This is a genomic window from Candidatus Zixiibacteriota bacterium (assembly GCA_040752595.1).
Classification (GTDB): domain Bacteria; phylum Zixibacteria; class MSB-5A5; order WJJR01; family WJJR01; genus JACQFV01.
The window spans coordinates 1-20721 of record JBFMGX010000015.1 but is presented as its reverse complement, the minus strand read 5'-3'; the positions used below and the strand labels follow the sequence as shown (position 1 = coordinate 20721).

Sequence of the window (20721 nt, the reverse complement as noted above, 5' to 3'; positions counted from 1 at the left end):
CCTCACCCGATCCGCCAGCGGCCGATCGACCTCTCCCGGAGGGAGAGGTTAGACTTCCCCTTTCCCCTCTGGGAAGAGGGTCGGCCTGCCCTGAGCGACTTGTCCCGAGCGGAGTCGAGGGAATCCGAAGGGGTGAGGGGTAATCGCGCTCAACACGGGAATCAAGGCTCTCGCAAGATGAACAGCACTACTCATCCTGTTGCGGCTCTTACCGTCGTGCCGCGCCGGCCAGGGTGCGGGCGCGCTGATCCTTGGGATAGTAGGTCAACCAACGCACCGCCGCACGTGCCGCCTCCGCGGTCTTGCCGCGTTGCGCCAGGAAGCCGACATAGTCGTTGTACACCATCCCGTCATTCGGATTCATCCAGAAGGCACGCGCCAGCGACCGCTCTGCCTCGGTGTCACGGCCTGCGTCCTCCTGCATTTTCCCCAACGAAAACCAGTACAGCCGGTTGTCGGGCATCTCGTCGACATACCGCTGAATCGTCGCAACGCCGTCTACCAGCGTTTGCTGCGCGGCCGCCGAGTCACCGGTGACATGCTGATATGCCGCCCACGTCTCATGCGTGCGATAGTATGCCGGAAACGTCTTGCGGGCCTTGTCCATCCAATCGATCCAGCGGGTCGTATCTCCGGCACGCCGATAGTAGTCGGACACGGCAATCATCCGCTCGGGAAACGCCAGCGACATGCCGACACCGTTGTCGTCCAATCCCACCTTCGGGTTGTCGTACCCGCGGTAGAGAAAGACCGAATCCATCAGCTTCGCCGTTGCCGGGTAATCGAACTCCATGGCGCGTTCTTCCGGGAGCACCTCGAATGCCTGGCCAACCATGCGCGTGCGTTTTTCCAGTCCCAACCGCGATTTGTCGGCCGGACCGGAGGAGAAGAAGATCGGGCGTTTCCAACCGTCCTTCGCGTTGTTGATCACGACGTGTTCGACGATCATCATGCTCACCGGCACGTAGCGGTCACCGTCACGGGTGGCGAACAGGTAGTGGCGATTGCCGGACACCGGGTCGCGATAGGGCTCCTTGGGGCGTTCGAGCAACCCGCCGGTGGTGTTGTCCGGAACCGTCCATAGAATCTGATCATCATCGAATGTCACCGGCAGACCCCATTGGTACTTCATCTGCATGATGTACCAGTCGGTCTGCGCCAATGACAGATTGACGATGGAGACGTCCTTGCGCACGCCGTACACGTCCTGGATGCACCACAAGGGGAAGGTGTCATTGTCGCCCGAGGTGAAGAGAATCGCATTCGGCGAGCACGACTGCAGCAGGTTCCAGGCGTAATCGTAGGGCGTGTAATTCTGCGAGCGGTCGGCGCCGCGCCAATTGGCCTGCAGTGTCCGCAGGGGCAAGAGCGCCGCGATAACCGCCACAGCCACCGCCGCCGTGCGGCCACGGCCACCCTTCTCTCCCAGCCGCGCGGCCAGCCCCGCCAACCCCAGACCCATCATCATGCCAAAGACAATGAACCCGGGCGTGAAGAAATAATCCCGGTTGCGCACTTCCATGTAGGCGTCGGGATTGAGACGATAGTACTGCGTCCCGTCGGCGAAGTTCATATACCAGATCAGCCCCACCGAGCCGACCAGAAACAGAGCGACGAGGAACACCCCCTGTGGCGGTGACCGACGGTAGAGCCAGTACGCTCCGAAAGACCCCACCAGGATCACGGGTAACATCGCCCAACCGTCAAAGCCGTATTGCACGCGCCAGTAGCGGTAAAACCCCATGTGGGCATGATCGCCGAACTGGTTGGCCAGCGTACCGCGACGGTCGAACGATCGTTTGATCATCCCGGTCTGGCCGTACTGCTTCCGCTCCAGAAAGCTGCGGAAGGCCTTGAAGGTCTCCGGGTTGTTTTCATCGATGTGCGGATTCTGCGCGGAACGAATCGGCAGGAACAGTTGCGACGAGTATCCCAGCCAGGCGGCGACCATGATCGCCGCGATCAGCCCCCATCCCAACGCCCGGCGACCGAGGGCCATGATCACGCTGATCGCCAGCCAGAAGGCCGATCCGAGCAGGAACCAGGTGAGGTCGACGGCAACGGTGAACAGAATCAATCCGGTCAGCCAGAAACGCCAATCCCGTCGCAACGCGGGGTCGACGATGATCACGAACAGAAAGACGACCGGCATCACGAGGTAGACCGTCATGTGGATGCCCACGGACAGCAAGGCCACGTACGAGATGGCGACCAGATACCGGTTGACCCGGAGTTCGGAGTGTTCGTCGGCCCAGTGCATTGCCATCCAGCCGAGCGCCAGTATAAGGAACATTGAGGCGCCGTAGACTTCCGCCTCCACGGCGTTATTCCAATGCGTGCTCGAAAACGCCAGGAACAGCGCCCCGCAAACTCCCCCACCGAGGACCACCATCGCCTGCCAGCGCTCCAAGGGGTGGAGGGTCATTCCCTGGAGACCGGCACGGACCAGCCGCGCCGTGACGAAAAAGGCGATGAATGCCGCCATGGCGCTGGTCACCACCGAGATGTAATTGACCCGAACCGCGTAGTCGGCGGAGATCGGCAACAGCGTGAAGACCCGCCCCAGCATCACAAACAGCGGTGTGCCCGGGGGATGGGGGATCCCCAGGATGTAGGAGCAGGCGATGAACTCGCCGCAGTCCCAATACGAGAACGTCGGCGCGACCGTCATCGCATAGACCATCAGCGTGAACAAGGCGGTGAGGCCGCCGACGACGTATTGCGTTCTGCGAAAACGGGATTCTTCCATGGTCTTGGGCTCGTCGAAAACGACACTTGGCGGGTTTCCGCCGGTTCAATTCAAGGGAATCAGAACTCTCCGTTCTGGTCGGTCTTGGGCCGTGGGCCCTGGCATCCTCTCAGCGTCGACTTCCCATGCTGGCCTTGGACTCCCTGCCCGATCTCAAGCTCCCCGACAAACGGTCGATAAATCAAAGGCCGGTAAGGTAATGTCCAATCGGCGCCGCGACAATCAAAAAGCCGGAGCCATCCGGCGGTGCCGTGAACCACCATACCCGGGAGGGTGAGATGTTGATCTGGTGCGGTGTCCTGTTCGCCATGGGGGTCATGGCGTTTCTGGACAGTCTGTTCAATTACGGCGAGATCTTCCGCCAAGTGAACTCGGTGCTGTTCATGCTGGTATCGCTCGGGCTCCTGGTCCGCACCACCACCAAGATGCGACTGCGGACCTTTGAGCAACAGACGGCACGCATCATGGCGCTCGAAGAGGAAGTCTTCGCGCTGAAGAAGAACGCGGGAATGGGAGTCCGTGAGCCGGTCCAGACGGCCGGTTTCGGGGTTTGAGTTCGCCCCAGACGGTCGGCAGTGAGCGGCACGCTGCCGCATATCCGAGATCCCGACCAAGACACACGGTGGCGCCGGGTGCCTACACCCGGCGTTGCGGCCAGGTGTGGACACCTGACCGCAGCGTTCTAGTTGAGCGTGTAACACAACGAGAAGTTCATGGCACGATGTGGCTTCGCGATGTGCAATGCGCTGGCAACAACCCCTCACCCCTTCGGCTTCCTTCGACTCCGCTCAGGACAAGTCGCTCAGGGCAGGCCTGCCCTCTCCCCAGAAGGGAGAGGGAATAAGTCACCTCTCCCTCCGGGAGAGGTCGATCCGTCCAGAGGACGGATCGAGTGAGGGAGCTCTCTCGCCCATTCATTCATTAGAGGCGCTTAGAGATTCACAAACCCATCCCGGGGCCGAGTCGCCTCACGGTGATGGGAGCGCCTGCAGACGCCGTCGTGCCTCCTCCACCAGAGGCGAATCTTGGAAGTCGGTTAGGACAGTCTGGTAGGCGGCCCGCGCCTGGGCGAGGTCGGCCAATGGTCCGGCATAGAGCTCTCCCAGACGGACCCACGCCCGGGGAACAAGGAAGCAGTCGGGATAGCGCGCGATCAGATTGCGGTATGCCGCCCCGGCATCCTGTGGGCGGCCGATCGCGGTGTAGAGCAGCCCCTCCTGGAAGATCGCCTCGTCCGCCAGCGAGTTGGCCGAATCCCCCGCCAGCGTCGCCAAATACGCCAGAGCCGAGTCGGTCTGGCCGCGACGCGCCGCCAGCATCCCCGCCGCGTAGCGATTCAACGACCAGTTCATGGCGTCCTTGTTCTCCTTGAGCATCAGACTCAGTTCCAGAGCGTCGTTCACAAACATCCCGCGGGGAAATCGCTTGACCAACTCTGTGAGATGCGCCGAGCACTCATCATAGGCGCCGGTGAAAAACAGCAGCTCCCCCCGACGGAAGGCAATCTCCTCCTCCAGCGGTGGCGTCGGATTCTCCCCCCCGGCCTGCTGGAAGATCGAATCGGCGCGCACCAGGCTGCCGTCGTGGATCGCGATTTCTCCCAAGCGAAGCAAAGCGACCGCCCGCTCCGGCACCCGTCCGGGGTGCTCGACCACGCGGCGGAAATAGACCTGTGCCGAATCCTGCCGGTCGGTGTGCAGCCGGTAGATCTCGCCGACCTCGTACGCGATCCGGGTACGCTCCGGCAAGTCGGGCATCTGCCCCATCAACTCTTTGAGCAGGTCGGCGGCGACGAATGGCTGCCCCAGCGCCAACTCCGCGCGTCCCCGCGCCAGCCAGACACGGATCCCATCCGGGTGGCCGGGGTAGTCTTGCAGAAACGCGATCGCCTCGTCACGCGCTTCGCGATAGTGCCTGGTTTCCAGGCAGCGTTCAATCCCTGCGCGCCGGTGCTTGCCGGGCTGCGACGCCAAAAGATCGGCACGCCGGTACTCGGCAAAGGCGCTGTCGAGCTGCCCCGACTCCGCCAACAGATCGCCGTACAGGGCATGGGCGAACTCGTTCTTCGGCGAGGCAATGACGATCTTCCGCAGCGCCGCGGTGACCTGGTCGGCCGCCTCCGAGATCTTGATCAGGGTCGTGACCTCCCGTTGCACCACGGCCCCCGCATCCGGTTGCGCACCCAGCCAACGGAAATACTCGCTGATGGCGCCGGTGTACTCCCGACGCGCCTCCAAGATGCGGGCCAGATTCTCGGCAAAGATCGCCGAATCGCCGATCCGTGCCCGACCGGCTCTGTAAGTCGCTACCCCGTCGTTGGTTCGGCCACTTCGCATGTACGACTCCGCAGCCAACTGGTAACGCGACGGATCCTCGGGAGACGCCGCGATCAATTGACGCAGGACCGCCGCCGCCGAATCCGCGGCATCGGCAGCGAAGTATGTATCCGCCAGCTCCGACAACAGCAGCGGGTCCCCCGGTTGAGCCGACAACTGCTTGTGTAGGACGCGGAACACACCGCCGTAGTCCTTGAGCCCACGATGGGCACGCTTGAGTGATGATGCCACCGGATCGTCGCGGGACGGCGATGGCGTGCTGTCCCAGATCGGCGTCAGGAGGTTGATCGCATCCTGGAACCGCTGCTGGTCCATCAACTGCTCGGCCTCCATCACCTCCGGGCGCAGGTGGCCAGACATGACCCGAACGCGCACCCCCCGACCGGGCACCAACTCGCCGCTGCGGAGAAGGGCGGTGTCCAGAATGGGCGGAATGAGACGGACCGTGTCGCGCGGAGCTCTGGCTCTGGTCTGGGCCTGCGGCGCCGCGCCGGAAGGAATCAAGACTGCCAGCGCAACGAGACCCGCCGCCGTCGCTGTCACCGCCTTACGGAGCATGGACGTGGATATCAACATCGTATGCCGGACGGATCTTCTGATCATCATTGGCAAAACCAATTGTAACCTCCAAGTCAGCGTCAGTTCCCCCTCCCCGGGAACACCAGCGGAAGATAACACCTTGATCCTCGCGCGGCGGAACCGCCGCGCGAAAAAACGGGAACAGCCAGGGGCGATAGCGCCCTGCGGGCGCTATAAGCCATTGACATAATCGACCGCTGTCCGGGTGGGGAATTGACCGGGGCTGCAACGGTCGATATAATGAAACGACCCCAAGGTGCAGCCAAACCACCGGCAACGCCGCAGGGTCCAAGCGACGCACGGAAGAAGCGGCCACAGACGCCGCATGATGGGAGAAGCGATGCGTAGACAGAGAGTTCCGGGCTGGGTACTGCGGCGCTGCCTGCCGGCCGTGACCGTGATGGTCGCGCTGACAGGCGCCCGCCCCGCGCTGGCACAGGTGCATGTCGGTACGGTCGACGTGGAGCGTGTGCGCAAGGACTCGCCCGCGTTCAAAAGCGCCCTGAAGGAAATCGATGACATGGTGGCCGACTTCGAGAAGCGTCGCGATCGCAAACGCGCCGAGCTCGATTCGCTGTCGCAGGAACTGCAGGAGGCGACGGACCGCAATCTGTCGGCCACGGTCGATCGATATAGGCGGGCCCTGACCGAGAAATCCCGGGAGTTCGGCACGTTCATGGATGAGACCTTCGGCACCAATGGGATCATCGAGACCCATTCATCCGAACTGATGACGCCCCTCTACCAGAAGCTGGCGGAGGCGGCCAAGGTCGTCGCCCAGGCGCAGAAACTCGATTTGATCCTGGATCTGGAGCAGATCAATCCGCTGTTCACATCGGACCAACTCGACGTTACCGATGCCGTGCTGGTGGAACTGGCCAAGCTGCGATAGCGCTGACTTTGGACTCACTCCTCCCCGCTAACTCCCCCCGTCAACGGGGGGAGGACTTCTTCCCCCTCCCCGTGGACGGGGAGGGCGGGGGTGGGGGTGGGAATCGTAGGAACATAACATGAACACCGCGCAAACTCTGACACGCTCCACCCTGGAGAACAAGCTCGCCGACCGCACCGCGACGGTCATCGTGATCGGCCTCGGCTATGTCGGCCTCCCGTTGGCGGTGGAAGTTGCCAAGGCCGGATTGAATGTGATCGGGTTGGAGATTCTACAGAAAAAGGTCGACACGATCAGCGCCGGACACTCCGACATCGATGACATCGATGATGCCACGCTCGCGCCACTCGTCAAAGCCGGCAAGCTGCGTGCTACGCTCGATCCGTGTGTCCTCGCCACCGCCGACTGCGTGGCGATCTGTGTGCCGACCCCGCTCTCGAAGACCAAGGACCCCGATGTCTCCTATATTCTGGCCGCGGTCGAAAGCGTCGTCACCCATCTGCACAAGGACATGCTGGTGGTGCTGGAATCGACCACCTATCCCGGCACAACCGAGGAACTGATCCGTCCCAAGTTGGAAGCGGGTGGCCTCAAAGTCGGTCGGGATTTCTATCTGGCCTTCTCGCCCGAGCGGGTCGATCCGGGGAATCCCCAGTACGGCACCAAGAACACCCCCCGCATCGTCGGCGGCACCACGCCCGCCTGCACCCGCGTCGCGCAGGTGTTCTACCGAATATTCCTCGATTCCGTCGTCCCTGTGTCGTCCACGCAGGCGGCCGAGACCGTGAAGTTGCTGGAAAACACCTTCCGTTCGGTGAACATCGGTTTGGTCAATGAAGTGGCGCTGATGTGCGACCGTCTCAACCTCGATGTCTGGGAGATCATCGAGGCGGCCGCGACAAAGCCGTTCGGCTTCATGCCGTTCTATCCCGGTCCGGGGCTGGGCGGACATTGCATTCCTATCGATCCTCACTATTGGTCGTGGAAACTCAAATCGCTGAATTACTATGCCCGCTTCATCGAGTTGGCCGGGGAGATCAACTCCCACATGCCGGAGTATGTCGTCGACCGCACAGCCCGCCTACTCAATGAAGATGGCAAGGCTTTGCGCGGCGCCCGCATTCTCATCCTGGGCGTCGCCTACAAACGCGACATCTCCGATGTCCGCGAATCGCCCTCGTTGGATGTGATCCGCCTATTGCACGTCCGCGGCGCGCAGGTCACCTATGCCGATCCCCATGTGCCGAGCGTCAAGATGGAGGATGGCTCCGACATGCGCGCCATCGACCTCACCGACACCGCGCTGGCCGCCGCCGACTGCGTCGTCATTCTCACCGACCATTCCGCCTTCGACTATCCGCACATCTGCGCCACCTCACGCTTGGTCTTCGACTGCCGCAACGCGACCAAGCACGTCCCGCCCGGCACCGGCCGGGTGCGGAAGTTGTGAGGGGTAGCAATGGACGACTTCTCCCTCACCGGATCCGGGCTAAAGCCCGGATCGACCTCTCCCGTAGGGAGAGGTTATCAATGAGCAAGGTATAGCTCTTAACCTCCCCCTCCGGGGGAGGTCGCCCGCCAAAGGCGGGCGGGTGAGCGATTCTTCCGTCGACTCACGACGCCAGATACGCCTACAGCCCCAACTCCCCGGCAATCCCCGCCATCGCATCGCGCACCATGGCGATGTGCGCATCCAGATCGACACCGAGTTGTTCCGCCCCGGCTGTGATCTCCTCCCGCGAGACCTGCGCGGCAAACGCCTTCTGTTTCATCTTCTTCCGGACCGAGGCCACTTCGACCGTCGCAATGCGTTTGTCCGGACGCACCAGCGCGCACGCCGTCAGAAAGCCGCACAGCTCATCCACCGCAAAGAGGACCTTCGCCACCTGAGTGTCGCGCGGCACGCCGGTGTATGGCGTGTGCGACAGGATGGTCCGAATCCAGTCCTCGCTCACGCCCAGCCCGCGCAGAACCTCGGCCCCGCGCGCGGGATGATCCTCACGCGTGGGGTAGCGCTCGTAATCGAAATCGTGCAGAAGACCGATGATCCCCCAGACAGTCTCATCTTCGCCGTACTGGCGGGCGTATGCCTTCATCGCCGCCTCGACCGCCAGCGCATGCTTGATCAATGCCGGGTTCTTGGTGTACTCGTTCAGTAACGCCCACGCCTGATCCCGATCCATATCCGCCTCCCGCAGCCGCTTCCTAACGCAAGGGTACACCACCCCCGCATCCCATTCAACCCCACGATCCAAGCGGCAACGCCTCCCTGCGAAGCCAAGCGCCAGGAGCCGCCTGACGTCCCCGGACGGCATTCATGGATTCCCCACCGGCCGCAGGGTGGAGTCCGCCGCGGCGGAGTAACTCGTTGGGCCTGGAGGCGGAAAGCCATGAACCCCTTGACTTGTGACGCGGCCCCGCGCTTTCTTTCCGGCTGGCCGCGGGGTGGAGCAGTCTGGTAGCTCGTCGGGCTCATAACCCGAAGGTCGGAGGTTCAAATCCTCCCCCCGCTACCAAGCTTAACTCCCTGAAGTGGAAACACTTCGGGGAGTTCGTGTTTTTGGGGAATGCCTTCAGATTCCGGATTTTCTAACAGTTTTCTAACAAAACCTCCGAAAACCGTTTGATCGAGGCGTTCTGCCGCTTCGACGTTCCGATCGGACATGAGGTGTCCGTACCGGTCGAGCGTCGTTGTCGCTGACGCGTGGCCGAGTTGGTGCTGGATGAACTTGATGTTTTCGCCCTGCGCGATCAGGAGTGAAGCGTAGGTATGCCTCAGATCATGGAAGCGTATCCGGTGTAAGCCAGCTCTGTCGAGTGCGGGAAAGAACTCCCGCTTGACGAGGTCGTCGGGATCGAGAGGTTTGCCGTTCTCGTTGCAGAAGATCAAGTCGTCCTCGGAGCGAATCGAAATCAGACGGTGTTGCTGGAGTGCTTCCTGTAGGGTCTTGGACATGACGATGCGTCTGCAAGAATACTTCGTCTTCGGTGATGTGAACTGTCCCTTGTACAGGGACCGTCGAACGATGATCTGCGACGAGCGCCAGTCAATGTCTCCCCATTGGAGGGCGAGAAGCTCTCCCCGGCGCATGCCCGTGAGCACTGCCGTCAGGAACAAGGCGTAGTGCTTGGCTCGCACGTGCTGCAGGAAGATCCGGACTTCCTCGGGGTTGAGGATGTCCATCTCCTGACGCTCAACGCGCGGCTTCTGCACGAGCGCGGCCGGGTTGCGTCTGAGGTAGCCCCAGAGAACGGCGTGCTGGAACATCCGTTTGAGAACAACAAGGACGTTGCCAACGGACTTCGGCGAGAGACCGTGATCGGAGATCTTCGTGGAGACAATCTCCTGAATGTGTCCGGCGGTAATCTTGTGGAGCCACCGGTCGCCAAGATACGGATTCAAATGCAGCTGAATGACGCCCACGTACGAGTGATACGTCGACGGCTTGGTGTTGACTTCGGCGTAGTCCTTGAGCCACTTCTCGGCGAATTCGCGGAAGCGAATCTGAGTCAGTTCCTGGTAGCCACCAGAATTGAGTTGATCCAGACGTTCCGCCAGGACCTTCTCGGCTGTTCGCTTCGACGTTCCGACCTTCTCCCACTTCTGTCTGCTGCCATCCCGATAGACCGCGTACCAGCTTCCAGAGCGCTTAATGACGCTTCCTTTTGCCACTGTGTCGTCATCACCTCCCTTCGGTGTGGCTTGCTTGAGAGTAGACGCAAATGCCCTGACGCTCATAAAGAGCACTGTCAGGGCGCGTGTCTGATTCCATGATCTGGTGTGGCGGGCAGTCATCGGAATAGAACCTACCCGCTCGGTCAGTCGCGGTCAATCAGCTAAATCGATTCCGCCTGCTGACTCTTGGCTTTGAGGTACTCTTCGATTTCCGCCTCCGAAAACCGGACGTATTTCCCGACCTTGTAGTGCGGCAGTTGCTCGGGTCCTCCCTGACGGGTTCGGTCGTAGATCCACGAGACGGGGACGCCCAGGACTTCCGCGAGTTCTTTGACGCTGAGAAACCGATTCATGTGCCCCCCATGGTTCGAGTGTCGACTGCAAGAAACACCGGGCGGAAAGGCGTGTCAAGATTCTTGACGTTCAGATTGTGTCATATAGACACATTGTGTTTATCCTTGACATATTTCTTGTGCGGGTTTTCCTTGACTGCGTGATGGAGCGGAGCGGATACTCTCACGTGTACCGGACGGTGGGCAAAGCGATCGCGGAAGCCCGTCGAAACGCTGCCAGGCGGTTGACTCAACAGCAACTGGCGGATCGGACGGGTGGAGAATTGACGCGTTCAGCCGTGGCAAACATTGAATCAGGGAGACAGCGACTCGCGGTTCACCATCTGTACTTGATAGCCCGGGGACTGGATGTTGACCCCGCGCGGTTGCTACCATCAGTTGAGGATATGTTTCCGTCTGGGGACGAAACGCTTCAGTCTGAACTGGCAAAGGACCCGAAGCTTGCGAAGTGGCTTTCGAAAGTGGTCAGGCGACCGATAACCGCGGAGCAGTAGTATGGCAAAAGCGACAATAGGACAGGAGCGGATCGAGAAGCGGGTCGCTAAGATTCTTGGCGACTTCGGAGTGGATTCTCCGCCAATTCCTGTAGAACGGATTGCGCGAAAGCTCGGTGCTGCCGTGCGCAAGGAACCGTATGAAGGTGACCTGTCTGGTGTTCTATACCGGCGTGCGGGCGAATGCGTGATCGGCGTGAACAATAATGACAATGGCTTGCGCCAGCGTTTCACCGTAGCCCATGAGATTGGCCATCTCGTGCTACACGATGGCAGCATTTACATTGACAGGAAGTATGCAGGCGAACTCGCCAAGCCTGCGGAGACGGAAAGCGGAAAGCGGTTCTTTAGGGACAAGGTCTCCTCGATGGCAACGGATCCACACGAGATTGAGGCAAACCGATTCGCGGCTGCTCTACTGATGCCACAGGACTTGCTCTTTGCAGATATAGAGAAGCGGAGTATTTCCGTTCCGATACGGAGTCTCACAGACATAAAGCCACTTGCTTCCCGGTATCGGGTGAGTTTGGAGGCGATGGTGTTTCGGCTGATCAATCTCGGCGTGCCAGTGGAGACCGCCTGAGTCGGTATAGGCGCTGGTTTGGAATGTGAAATCCATGTCGCTTCTTGCTGATAGGCTCAATCGGATAGGACTAGCCCGTGATTGAGCTAGCCACTCTTGATATGAAGGATTTCCAGTCGAGACCCACGCGATCGAACCATTGAACGACAAACGGGAGTTGGATGCCGAGACTTGAAACCCACGTGATTAGCCCCCCGGGATCTAGAAGAGATAGACGAGCACCAAGAAGCTGAGTTTGAAGTTTTCCAAGTTTGACCAATTCGTCAGTATCAGCCTCGGACAAATGAGAAGACATAATACGTTCAATTTGATCCTGGAGTTTGGTCAAGCTCGCATCCCGTTTCAGACGTACATGATGAGAGAAAACGACTCTCGGCAGAATCAATAGAAAAACGAGAAGCCCTACTCCAAAGAGTACCGGCCAGAGATAAACTGTGATGATCCGTACTAAGAGGCTGTGCGCAGACCATTCGAGAAATAGGATTGGCATACCAATAGCTACGACGCCAACGGAATAACACACAGCGAAGAGACGAACAAGGCTCTGGACTCGTTGCAGGCCAACTGTTGAGTGAGGCGACAAATTATCCAAGCGCAACGCGGGTAATCGGCCGAGCACGAGAATGAATCGAACCATTGACGTCACCAGCCAAAACCCCCACCCGCCGAAGAAACCCGCAACAAATACCCCAATGAGGCCACTGTAAAACGCAATTGTGCCTAGCTGTTGAAAGACGGTGGGAAGACCGACGAGTTCTCGTAGAACAATGAGTGAACCGACCATCAAGAGAGAAAAGAACCAACTAGAGACCATTTGAAGGCGTGCTCGAAACATATCGACGAGAACCTGGCGGACGCAATCTCGCTGCGGAACCTCCACGAGAAGGGATTCGATTGCAGACGCCTCCCTGAGGACTGCGAAGTAGCCTGCGGATGTGAGTCTTATAGTTGCAGCGATCAAGAAAGGCAGGTCTATTAGTGACCAAACATTCTGGAGGCCGGGGTCCAGCAGAGATAGCAACAACATCATGATGAATACAAAGGCTGCGAGAACTACCGATGCAAGCGTCGGACCGAGCCTGCCTCCAAAGCTGAATAGGGAGAGAATTGCGATATAAGGGGGTTGGGCTTTTTGAATCTCTTGACTTAGCATGGGTATTGGTCCCCACAGCTTATCGTTTCCTCAGAAACTACGGCTTGCGCGCAAGTATAATGCCGTAGCGCCAAGCGCCAGCCTCAAGCGCTTCGTGCTGAAGGATCGATGATCTCCAGTTTGCGTGGCTCATGTCCGTGTAGAACCAAGGACGCAATTTGTTCAGGAGGCGTGCGAAGGGCGCAAGGCGGCAACCCTTCTTATAGAGGAGGAGCGAGGAAAAGCGCACCCGATCAGTTATGTCCTCTGCATCGAGCGTTTCGAAGCCTGCTTGGACAAGATAGGTCGTATACTCCGGGATCGTGTCAAGTCCCGGTACGACCCACTGGTCAAGCCACACCCTGAGGAGTGAATCGGCTGGTTCATTGAGGTCACGAGCTGCACGGAAGTAGTCTGCAACTATCAACCGTCCCCCTCTTTTCAGCAAACGATGGGCTTCTCGTAGGACACGCGGCTTGTCGTCGCTATGGCAGAAACTCTCCAACGCCCACACAACGTCGAAGGCACCGTCACGGAACGGCGTGTCGTGGAAGTCAGCCCTTAGGAAATTGACGTACCGCGCGACTTTGGCATCTTCAGCTTTCTCCCAGCACTTTGCGACTTGCTCGCCCTCGAGAGTTATTCCGAGAGCATCACACTTTCGGTTTTGGTAGAGCCAGATTGTGGATCCTCCCCAGCCACATCCGGAGTCCAATACGGAATCGGTTGCGGAGATTCGTGCTCGTTCCGCCAGGACAGCGTTCATACGGTGGAGAGCATCCACGTGATCACGAGTAGTCTCATCCGAGTAGCCGTAATGGAGGGCAAGGCTGCGCTTGCCGGTCCACAGTCCACGGTACTGCCAGCGAGTTTCCCTATAATAGCGGGCAATTTGATCGTTGGAATAGTCAGTACGTCTCGGAAATGTACTTGAATCCAACGAGTCGATTTTCAGTGGCGGGTCTTGCACAGATTTGTCACTCCTTCGGGAACCCTCCGGCCAAGCGTTCACAACACGGCTTGACCGCAAGGGATGCCGCCGCTCTAGACAGAATACGGGATAATGCCTTACACGGCAAGAGATTGGGTGGGCAGATTTTCCGCGAGCAAAAAAGAACAAAAGGGCGGGATTAGAGCCCGCCCTTGAGAAGGAGTAGCAGTCCGAGCACGATTGCTACTCCGACGCCGAACTCCATGAACCCCTTGAGGATATAGCTCCAGAGGCTCGGTGAGTTGTACTGATTTCGCATACGTGATACCGTGTGAATGATTAGATTGGAGTGCAGGCGGATTGGCCGCCGCCTGCGCCGGCCAGTGCCCTACTGTTTGGACACCGTCACCTCCTCGGACGAGACTGGCTGGTCTTTCGGAGAGCGTGATCGCCGCCCCGAACCGGACTTGACCCCGTTCCAGAACGACTTCCGAATCTCTTCGGCGATGAACGCCTTGAGCCGGTCGCGAACGTCGCTCATCGGCTCACGAGGATCACCCGTGATCTCGTCGAGGCGCTTGTAAACACCGTCTATGTATGCCATGGACGTGTGGTCCTTTCTCCAGCGGAGAATGATTAGAGCGGAATGGCTGACGCTGGTTTGCCGTTCCTGCCCTCCTCCCATGGCATAGAGGGCTGGAGTAGCCGAAGAAGATTTCGCTCGGAGAGCGGAGTCTTTGCAGGCCAAGGCGTCCTGCTGTGGGTATCTCAGCAAGGGATATCCATCAGCCAAGGTCGGTGCTGTCCGTCAAGGTGGAGACGCGAAGCGTTCTTACCTTGGGCGGATACTGAGTCTCTATGACACCCTGCCAAGCCCTACGGCAAGACAGCGTCCCGGCTTGGTGTCCCGGAGTCTTTGCGAGCTGAAAATCAGGGTGGGGAATGAAACAACACACCGATGCGCGAACGCCAGCATCGGTGTAACCGCTTAGAACATCGTGCTCAATACTTTCTGACGAGCACGAAAAAAGCGGAGAGGGATGTACCCTCTCCGCTGCCCCCCTTTTTATTTCGCGGTCTCGGTTGAGACCTCAGCTGAGTCTTTAGGCGCTCTGGTCTTCGATTTGCCGCCCAGCATGAGCAACTGCGTCGCGAGAACTTCCGTGCACGTTCTCTTCTCACCTTTCTCGTTGCGGCACTGCTGTCTTTGCAGCCGACCTTCTATGTACACTCTGTCGCCCTTCTTCAAATACTTCTGGACGATCGTTCCGAGATTGCCGTAGGCGACAACCGGATGCACTTCGTAGAGGTGCTCGCGTCTCGCAGAGACGGCGTCGTCCCAGGAGTACGACGTGACCAGCGGGAAAGTTACGACGCTCTTTCCGGAGGCGTCCTTCGAAGTGGACGGATCGACAGAGAGCTATCCGATGAGACTGACCTTGTTCAGATTCATAGCGCTCGATTCCTTTCTCCAGCGCTTAAGGATGAATCTGGTGAGGCGTTCACTGGATTGCCTCTCCGCCCGTGGCAACCCAACATAGAGGGCTGGAGTAGCTGAGATAGTCGGAGAGCGAAAGAGGATGCTCTTTCAAACGGAGATTGTCGAGGCCAAGCCGGTGAAGGCTGTGGTCAGGTGCAAGCTGTCCACCAGCCGAAAAGAGCGCAGCCCGTCAAGGTGGAGACTTGTACTACCTTGGACGGGTGTTGAGACTCTATAACGCCCTGCCAACGGTGAGGCAAGACGGCGTACTTATTCAGTTTTATGCACACCACCAGCGCTGCTATTCCCAGCGCGGTGTTTCATCCTCGATTGCTTCGACAGCCTCGGGTAGTTTCAACCGTTCGTGCAGAATTGCATCCACCTTAGGCGGCGGGAGCGCAACTCTTTCGTTACTGCGATGAATGAGTTTCAGAACGTGTTTCTCCCGTATTCGGGTTGGGTGCACGAAGCTCAACACGACCGGTGCGCCCTTGCGATCCTTCAGCTTAATCTGGACGTGACGTTCCGGCTGGCACTGGAGAAACGCGATGAATTGCTCGGTCAACTCCTCGATCGTATAGAACGTGCGGCTGGTCAATTCCTGACGCAAGAGGTACTCATAAAAGGGAACTTCAGAAACGCTACTTCCGCGCGACACGGTATGTGCGCTCCCTTCCATGTGTTGTGAGCTACTCACATCCGATGATCCTCGCGCAGTAGACGTTCCACGCGTCTCGATATCGCTGCCTCCCCGGCTAACGATGGTTCCGTCAGGACTGAGGATTTCATTCGTACCATGCGCGTGAGAGCGCATGTCAACGTCAACCGTGTTACTCGATACTGCAGAACCTGTTGTGTCCGCCGATGACTGCGTCGCACTCTCATGCTCGGTCGTTCCGAACACCTTTCTGACCGATTCCACGGGAATCGGAGTCGTTCTCTTGATCTCGTCTTTCACGATGTCGCCGCGAAACTCTCCGGCGAACAATTCATGAACGAGAAGTTGGGCATCCTCATATGTCGTGTGAAACACGACTTTGAGATCCGCATTCGCCATGAAGGAATGGTACAGTTTCGAGGTTGTGTCGTGGGTGCGAAGCTGCTCAAGATATTGAATGCACCCCCAGACGAAAATGCGCCTCTTACGAAGTGCTTGCAGTGCGTACGACAGATCAGGACTCGCGAGCTCATCCAGTTCGTCGCACAATACATAGAGGGGCGAACTAAGAGGACGGGTTGAACGCGTTCCGAACCGAACCAGGTGGTCGAGAATCAGAATTCCCATGAGTTGCATGCATTCCCGGCTCACCTTCGTCGGTTGCAGATTCACGAGAACGATTTTCTTGTTTCGAACGACATCTTCCCAGTCGAGATTGCAGGATGGTGCTCCCAAGCAGCGTCTCACCGGCTCGTTGAGAATGATTTTCGCCGCACGGTTAAGACAGGATTCCAGCAGCTGTTCGCGTTCGGCCCGTCGTGATATGGAGTCGTACTCCGACCACTCGGACAACACGTACGGGTCCGTTACACGCTTGAGCACGTGTTGCCGGAATCGTGGGTCGCTGATCGACAGGAAGTGCAACATCTCGGCCATCGAGTAAGACGCTTCAATGAGTGCCATAAGCGTCGCACGCTCGCGGCGTTCAAGCCGTGGCTTCGACTGCGAGTCCTCTTCACCGAAGACCTTGGCGATGGCCCGCATAATGTGACTGGCATGCGTCGCTATGTCATCCGATGTACGCTGTAAAAAGTTGAGCGGATAGACCGCCTCATCCACGGCTTGGTTGGGGTCGATGCACACCACTCGGTTGTCCAAGTGTCGTTCGGTAGCGTGCTGTAAGATGTTCTTGACGGTGTCCCCGTGGGGGTCGAGGACGACGATGGGAGTTTCTGACTCGATGAAGTTTCTCGCAGCCAATTCCAGAAACTTACTTTTCCCTCGACCCGTGCCACCGACGATCATGGCATGGGTCTGAAGCTCGTCGCCCTTGACTGTGAAAGCGCTCCCTTTGAGAGCGTGCTTACCAAGTTTGAAGCGCTTTGTTTGTACCATGCTACTTGTCTCCACCTGTTAGGTCATCAAAGGTCCGTTCGAAGTCGGCCACCATGTCTTGGATTTCCTCTTCCGAGAATCCCGCTTCTCGCAACTCCCTCTTGAGCCCCGCCAAGAGCTCCGTCCTGTGTCTGGCGAATCGTGCCGCCCGCTTGTGAAGTGCCGTCCACACCGCCTCTTCGCGTTCGATCTTGCGGATGGGATCTTCCTTCTCTTGCGGTGGTTTTGTGTCCGCCGCGGTAGCCGCCATTTTGTAATGTTCGCGTTTGAGATCGGCGACCGAATTGTAAAACTGTGTTCCATTGAGCGTGCAGAGCTTGACAAACGTCGGGATGTCAACGGTATCCGCTCCTCCCGGAATCTCCCTGTCCAAGATGAAGCGGACGCGGTCGTATGTTTTGAACGCGGCAGTGCCGACCACCTTGACAAGCATCCCAAGCACTGTAGGTGAAGATTCCTCTTCGGGGGTTACATCGGGCCGAGCCTTTCCTGCTTCATCCGCGTCACACTTCATTAGATGAAGTTGCAGTACGAGCATGTTTCGCACTTCGTCCTTTTCCACAGTTTCCATGTGCCGTGCCAGGGCCACTCGTGCGGAATCAATTGCGCTGGCCGGAGTCTGATTCCGCACCTTCTCCCAATCTCGGACAAGAGAACCAACTTCGTCCGAGTGTGCCTGAGCGTCCTCTGGATCGTCAGGGGCTCCGTCAAGCATGTTTTCGAAGGCCCTCAGATAGGCCGCGGCGAGCGGCTGGGACTCCGAGTCCAGCTTGTTCGCTACCTCGCCCATGACAGCGGCGGTCGGCGCGACTACTTGTTGCTTTCTCTGGGAGCGGTCACCCAACTTCCGGTCGAAGATTCCAAAGAACTGCTTCACTGCAGGTTGAAGCATCGCTTTCAGCATCAATCCGAAATCGCCCTTTCCATCCTTCGAGATCGATGCATCTAAAAGCATCATTTGGATGTGATCACCGATGAGCTTCGCGACGAGTGGATCCTCGGTGTCCTTGTTGAGCTTCTCGAACAGCGCATGGACGCGGAGAATCGGTGCCTTATTGTTGTCCTTGCGCCTGCGGAACCATTCTTGCATGAACTCATCGGACTCTTGGTCGGTGGTGACTTTCGAATGGTCGGTCCAGTACCATTCGAAAGCCTTAACGTACTTGACTGCGTCGGCATCGCCAGCTCGCTCAAGATGTTCGCGAGCAGTACGAATGAACTTCAGAACGGGCGGCTTAAGTCTCGCCGTTCTGGTCTCTGGGTCTCCGTACTCTTTTGCGCGTTCTTCCTTGAACTCATCGGTGACTTTTCTGAAGAGCTGATCTAGCGACGAGTTGAGCTCCGACTGGTTCGCGTGTGTACTCATGGGCGTTCCCTCCGTGGGTTGACAGGTTTGCGAAAGTGTGCAATCATGGATTGTTGTATTGCGCCATCCTTGAGGGCCGATACAGGGGGAAAAGAGGCTCTTTCTAACCAGTCACCGGCTCTCAAGGAGGAACCGCCAGATGGCAAAGGCTTGCAGTGCGTCAAAGACGCTTCGAGGACAGGGAATACATGACGTGCCAATCGCCGCGTTTGAAGTGATGGAGAGACTACTGGACGCGTCGGAGGATATGGGTGACCGCACTCATCGGTTCTGTCTCGAACTGTACAGCGCGCACATGAAATTGTTGCGTGAATGCGGTCGAAAGAAGGACCTGATGGTGTGGCGCGCGAAACTCGCGGCACTGATTGACCGTATGGAGCTGGCGAGGTAACATCCATACCAGAGAACCCCGTTCACATGCGAGACCCGTCATTCGGCGGGTCTTTTTTCTTGTTCGCCCAGAAGCGCGAGCGAAACTCCTGAAGTGAGATTGTTAGAGGAAAACGTGTCATGCCCAACTCCCCGCCGACCTATCATGGCCCATCGACTCGGCCACAGGGCTAAGCCCAGGAAAGGCAAGAAATTTCGGGAGATTGCGGAATCAAGCAGAAAATCGGGCCGGAACGCGCACCGGATTCAGCAAGAATGAAAAGGGCCTGAAGTAATACTTTCAGGCCCCATAGGTGGTTTGAGCCACCCTTCGCTCCTCAGTACTCCTCGGGCAAGAGAATGGTCGTAAGCGACCGATCCCATTCGGTGATGACCCAAAACTTTGTGCCTTGTTCAGAGTGGTAGGCCGAAAACAATCGGCCTCCACTTTCCAAGGCGTGGTCATTGCTCCGAATGTCCTCGGCTTCGAGGTGGCCCCAGTCGCACCGAGCGTGACGTGAGAGTGCTGTTCGGACGTCTTCGTCCGTGAGAGCCACGTGCGCCCCGCACGTGATGACGATGCTTCCAAGCGAGAACGATCTTGCATTACTGCAAGCGTCCTGCGCTTTGGTCTGCTTCACGCAGTACCTCCTTTCGGTCTTTTGTTTGAAGGAAAGAACGATGTTCGCTGTGGATCAGACAGGCTTTGTCGCGTTCTCGAGATCGAGGCGCGTGTTGAAATCTTCCGGTCGGGCTTGTCGGCCGCCGAAGATGATCAGCCGTAAGACGATCAGCTCCGTCTTGGACTTGGGATTGCCGTCCTTGTCTTTCCAACGGCGAGTCTTGAGCCGTCCTTCGACGTAAACGCGGCTTCCCTTGTGGAGGTACTGTTGGACGATGTCGGCCAGTTTGCCTCTGGCCGCGACTGCGGTGTACTCAACGTGTTTTTGCTGTTCGTCCGTGTTGGGATCTCTCCATGTCCGATTGGTGGCAACCGAAAAGCGGACGACCACGTCTCCGTTCGGAAACGTCTTCGATTCGGGATCGGCAGTTAGATTGCCGATCAAACTGAGTTTGTTGAGGTCCATACGAGTGTTCCTTTCTGCAGCGCATGAATAGTTTTGTCGTCGCGATTTACGCTGACTCACCGCGTCGACGCTTTGGGACTTTGGTTTGGAAATCGAGGCGATTGCCGGCCCGGCAATTCCGCGCCGCGCGCGCACTCCCTGATGAGGTGTTGAGCCGCGCGGACCAAGACGTGGGCGTCACCTACCGCCTCGCCTTGCCCTCACTGGTCAGCTTGGACCAAGAATACGGAGTGGGCGGAATTCGCTCGGGCCGGTGTTAGCGCGGATCGTCTTCAATCAAGCTCTGAAGATTTCGTTGGGGATTGGCTGTAAACCAGAACCTGTCGAAGACGGATAGAGGATTTTCAAGGTCAATGGACTCGAACGGAGCGAACCAGAAAAGCTCAGAGGTGGCGAATCGCGTCCCGAATCTCGGCATTGCAGCGAGCATGTTGGCAAGCCTTCCTGCCGGGGAGCCGTTTTCGGTAAGAGAACCTGGCACAATGAAAAGGACCCTGAATCCCGCTATCTCTTTGATGTCCTGTTTCAGCTCCAGTCGGACAGATTTAGCATCTAAAAGTTGATGGTTTGCGTCGGTTCTCCGGGCCAGATTAGGGGACGGAGGACGGATGTATGGACGAGGATCATGGGACGCCGCTGA

Annotated in this window: 17 protein-coding genes, 1 tRNA gene and 1 pseudogene; 6 read left to right on the top strand and 13 right to left on the bottom strand. The window is 58.3% G+C overall.

Annotated features, from left to right (window positions below):
- Positions 1 to 208 precede the first annotated feature (208 nt).
- Complete coding sequence (locus AB1792_05080) at positions 209 to 2749, bottom strand: DUF2723 domain-containing protein (protein ID MEW5701583.1); 2541 nt, start codon at positions 2747 to 2749, stop codon at positions 209 to 211.
- 251 nt (positions 2750 to 3000) lie between these two features.
- Between AB1792_05080 and AB1792_05075 the strand changes: the two genes are divergently transcribed.
- Positions 3001 to 3303 carry a hypothetical protein gene (locus tag AB1792_05075; GenBank protein ID MEW5701582.1) on the top strand — a complete coding sequence of 101 codons (303 nt, stop codon included), beginning with the start codon at positions 3001 to 3003 and terminating at the stop codon, positions 3301 to 3303.
- 414 nt (positions 3304 to 3717) lie between these two features.
- On the opposite strand, the gene AB1792_05070 is transcribed toward AB1792_05075, so the two are convergent.
- On the bottom strand, positions 3718 to 5691 hold the full coding sequence (locus tag AB1792_05070; protein MEW5701581.1) for a tetratricopeptide repeat protein: 1974 nt from the start codon (positions 5689 to 5691) through the stop codon (positions 3718 to 3720).
- 313 nt (positions 5692 to 6004) lie between these two features.
- Here AB1792_05070 and AB1792_05065 point away from each other — a divergent pair, with 313 nt between their 5' ends.
- Together AB1792_05065 and AB1792_05060 are read left to right on the top strand one after the other, a co-directional pair.
- Positions 6005 to 6556: an OmpH family outer membrane protein gene (locus AB1792_05065; protein ID MEW5701580.1), complete on the top strand. Its 552-nt coding sequence runs from the start codon at positions 6005 to 6007 to the stop codon at positions 6554 to 6556.
- A gap of 118 nt (positions 6557 to 6674) precedes the next feature.
- Complete coding sequence (locus AB1792_05060) at positions 6675 to 8006, top strand: nucleotide sugar dehydrogenase (GenBank protein MEW5701579.1); 1332 nt, start codon at positions 6675 to 6677, stop codon at positions 8004 to 8006.
- Positions 8007 to 8187: 181 nt separating this feature from the next.
- Here AB1792_05060 and AB1792_05055 read toward each other — a convergent pair whose 3' ends face one another.
- On the bottom strand, positions 8188 to 8739 hold the full coding sequence (locus tag AB1792_05055) for an HDIG domain-containing metalloprotein (GenBank protein MEW5701578.1): 552 nt from the start codon (positions 8737 to 8739) through the stop codon (positions 8188 to 8190).
- A 256-nt stretch (positions 8740 to 8995) separates the two neighbouring features.
- Between AB1792_05055 and AB1792_05050 the strand changes: the two genes are divergently transcribed.
- Positions 8996 to 9072, top strand: a tRNA-Met gene (locus tag AB1792_05050).
- Here the strand turns inward: AB1792_05050 and AB1792_05045 are convergent.
- Positions 9051 to 10229: a site-specific integrase gene (locus tag AB1792_05045; protein MEW5701577.1), complete on the bottom strand. Its 1179-nt coding sequence runs from the start codon at positions 10227 to 10229 to the stop codon at positions 9051 to 9053. The genes AB1792_05050 and AB1792_05045 overlap by 22 nt on opposite strands.
- A 164-nt stretch (positions 10230 to 10393) precedes the next feature.
- Positions 10394 to 10585, bottom strand: coding sequence for a helix-turn-helix domain-containing protein (locus tag AB1792_05040; protein ID MEW5701576.1), 192 nt, complete (start codon positions 10583 to 10585; stop codon positions 10394 to 10396).
- Between the two features lie 143 nt (positions 10586 to 10728).
- Between AB1792_05040 and AB1792_05035 the strand changes: the two genes are divergently transcribed.
- Together AB1792_05035 and AB1792_05030 are read left to right on the top strand one after the other, a co-directional pair.
- Positions 10729 to 11079, top strand: a complete 351-nt coding sequence (locus AB1792_05035) for a helix-turn-helix transcriptional regulator (GenBank protein ID MEW5701575.1) — start codon at positions 10729 to 10731, stop codon at positions 11077 to 11079.
- Position 11080: 1 nt separating this feature from the next.
- Positions 11081 to 11662: an ImmA/IrrE family metallo-endopeptidase gene (locus tag AB1792_05030; GenBank protein ID MEW5701574.1), complete on the top strand. Its 582-nt coding sequence runs from the start codon at positions 11081 to 11083 to the stop codon at positions 11660 to 11662.
- 70 nt (positions 11663 to 11732) lie between these two features.
- Here AB1792_05030 and AB1792_05025 read toward each other — a convergent pair whose 3' ends face one another.
- From AB1792_05025 to AB1792_04990, 8 genes and pseudogenes are all read right to left on the bottom strand, one after another.
- Complete coding sequence (locus AB1792_05025; protein MEW5701573.1) at positions 11733 to 12815, bottom strand: hypothetical protein; 1083 nt, start codon at positions 12813 to 12815, stop codon at positions 11733 to 11735.
- A gap of 37 nt (positions 12816 to 12852) precedes the next feature.
- On the bottom strand, positions 12853 to 13560 hold the full coding sequence (locus tag AB1792_05020; protein ID MEW5701572.1) for a methyltransferase domain-containing protein: 708 nt from the start codon (positions 13558 to 13560) through the stop codon (positions 12853 to 12855).
- A 553-nt stretch (positions 13561 to 14113) separates the two neighbouring features.
- Positions 14114 to 14329: a hypothetical protein gene (locus AB1792_05015; GenBank protein ID MEW5701571.1), complete on the bottom strand. Its 216-nt coding sequence runs from the start codon at positions 14327 to 14329 to the stop codon at positions 14114 to 14116.
- 462 nt (positions 14330 to 14791) lie between these two features.
- Positions 14792 to 15127, bottom strand: a pseudogene (locus AB1792_05010) (single-stranded DNA-binding protein).
- A 379-nt stretch (positions 15128 to 15506) separates the two neighbouring features.
- The gene (locus AB1792_05005; protein MEW5701570.1) at positions 15507 to 17258 is read right to left on the bottom strand and encodes a DUF87 domain-containing protein; all 1752 of its coding nucleotides are present in this window, start codon (positions 17256 to 17258) and stop codon (positions 15507 to 15509) included.
- 1 nt (position 17259) lies between these two features.
- Positions 17260 to 18624 (bottom strand): hypothetical protein, encoded by a 1365-nt coding sequence (locus tag AB1792_05000; GenBank protein MEW5701569.1) that lies wholly within the window; start codon positions 18622 to 18624, stop codon positions 17260 to 17262.
- Between the two features lie 1064 nt (positions 18625 to 19688).
- Positions 19689 to 20081, bottom strand: coding sequence for a single-stranded DNA-binding protein (ssb, locus tag AB1792_04995; protein MEW5701568.1), 393 nt, complete (start codon positions 20079 to 20081; stop codon positions 19689 to 19691).
- A 256-nt stretch (positions 20082 to 20337) separates the two neighbouring features.
- Positions 20338 to 20721 (bottom strand): hypothetical protein (locus AB1792_04990; GenBank protein MEW5701567.1); only part of this gene is annotated, 384 nt, incomplete at its 5' end.

What these genes read in the sequence shown, in the direction of transcription:
- AB1792_05020 (MEW5701572.1), bottom strand. Translation starts at nt 13,560, where the DNA reads ATGAACGCTGTCCTGGCGGAACGAGCACGAATCTCCGCAACCGATTCC.
- ssb (MEW5701568.1), bottom strand. Translation starts at nt 20,081, where the DNA reads ATGGACCTCAACAAACTCAGTTTGATCGGCAATCTAACTGCCGATCCC.
- AB1792_05055 (MEW5701578.1), bottom strand. Translation starts at nt 8,739, where the DNA reads ATGGATCGGGATCAGGCGTGGGCGTTACTGAACGAGTACACCAAGAAC.
- AB1792_05080 (MEW5701583.1), bottom strand. Translation starts at nt 2,749, where the DNA reads ATGGAAGAATCCCGTTTTCGCAGAACGCAATACGTCGTCGGCGGCCTC.
- AB1792_05015 (MEW5701571.1), bottom strand. Translation starts at nt 14,329, where the DNA reads ATGGCATACATAGACGGTGTTTACAAGCGCCTCGACGAGATCACGGGT.
- AB1792_05000 (MEW5701569.1), bottom strand. Translation starts at nt 18,624, where the DNA reads ATGAGTACACACGCGAACCAGTCGGAGCTCAACTCGTCGCTAGATCAG.
- AB1792_05025 (MEW5701573.1), bottom strand. Translation starts at nt 12,815, where the DNA reads ATGCTAAGTCAAGAGATTCAAAAAGCCCAACCCCCTTATATCGCAATT.
- AB1792_05005 (MEW5701570.1), bottom strand. Translation starts at nt 17,258, where the DNA reads ATGGTACAAACAAAGCGCTTCAAACTTGGTAAGCACGCTCTCAAAGGG.
- AB1792_05035 (MEW5701575.1), top strand. Translation starts at nt 10,729, where the DNA reads ATGGAGCGGAGCGGATACTCTCACGTGTACCGGACGGTGGGCAAAGCG.
- AB1792_05040 (MEW5701576.1), bottom strand. Translation starts at nt 10,585, where the DNA reads ATGAATCGGTTTCTCAGCGTCAAAGAACTCGCGGAAGTCCTGGGCGTC.
- AB1792_05070 (MEW5701581.1), bottom strand. Translation starts at nt 5,691, where the DNA reads ATGATGATCAGAAGATCCGTCCGGCATACGATGTTGATATCCACGTCC.
- AB1792_05060 (MEW5701579.1), top strand. Translation starts at nt 6,675, where the DNA reads ATGAACACCGCGCAAACTCTGACACGCTCCACCCTGGAGAACAAGCTC.
- AB1792_05030 (MEW5701574.1), top strand. Translation starts at nt 11,081, where the DNA reads ATGGCAAAAGCGACAATAGGACAGGAGCGGATCGAGAAGCGGGTCGCT.
- AB1792_05065 (MEW5701580.1), top strand. Translation starts at nt 6,005, where the DNA reads ATGCGTAGACAGAGAGTTCCGGGCTGGGTACTGCGGCGCTGCCTGCCG.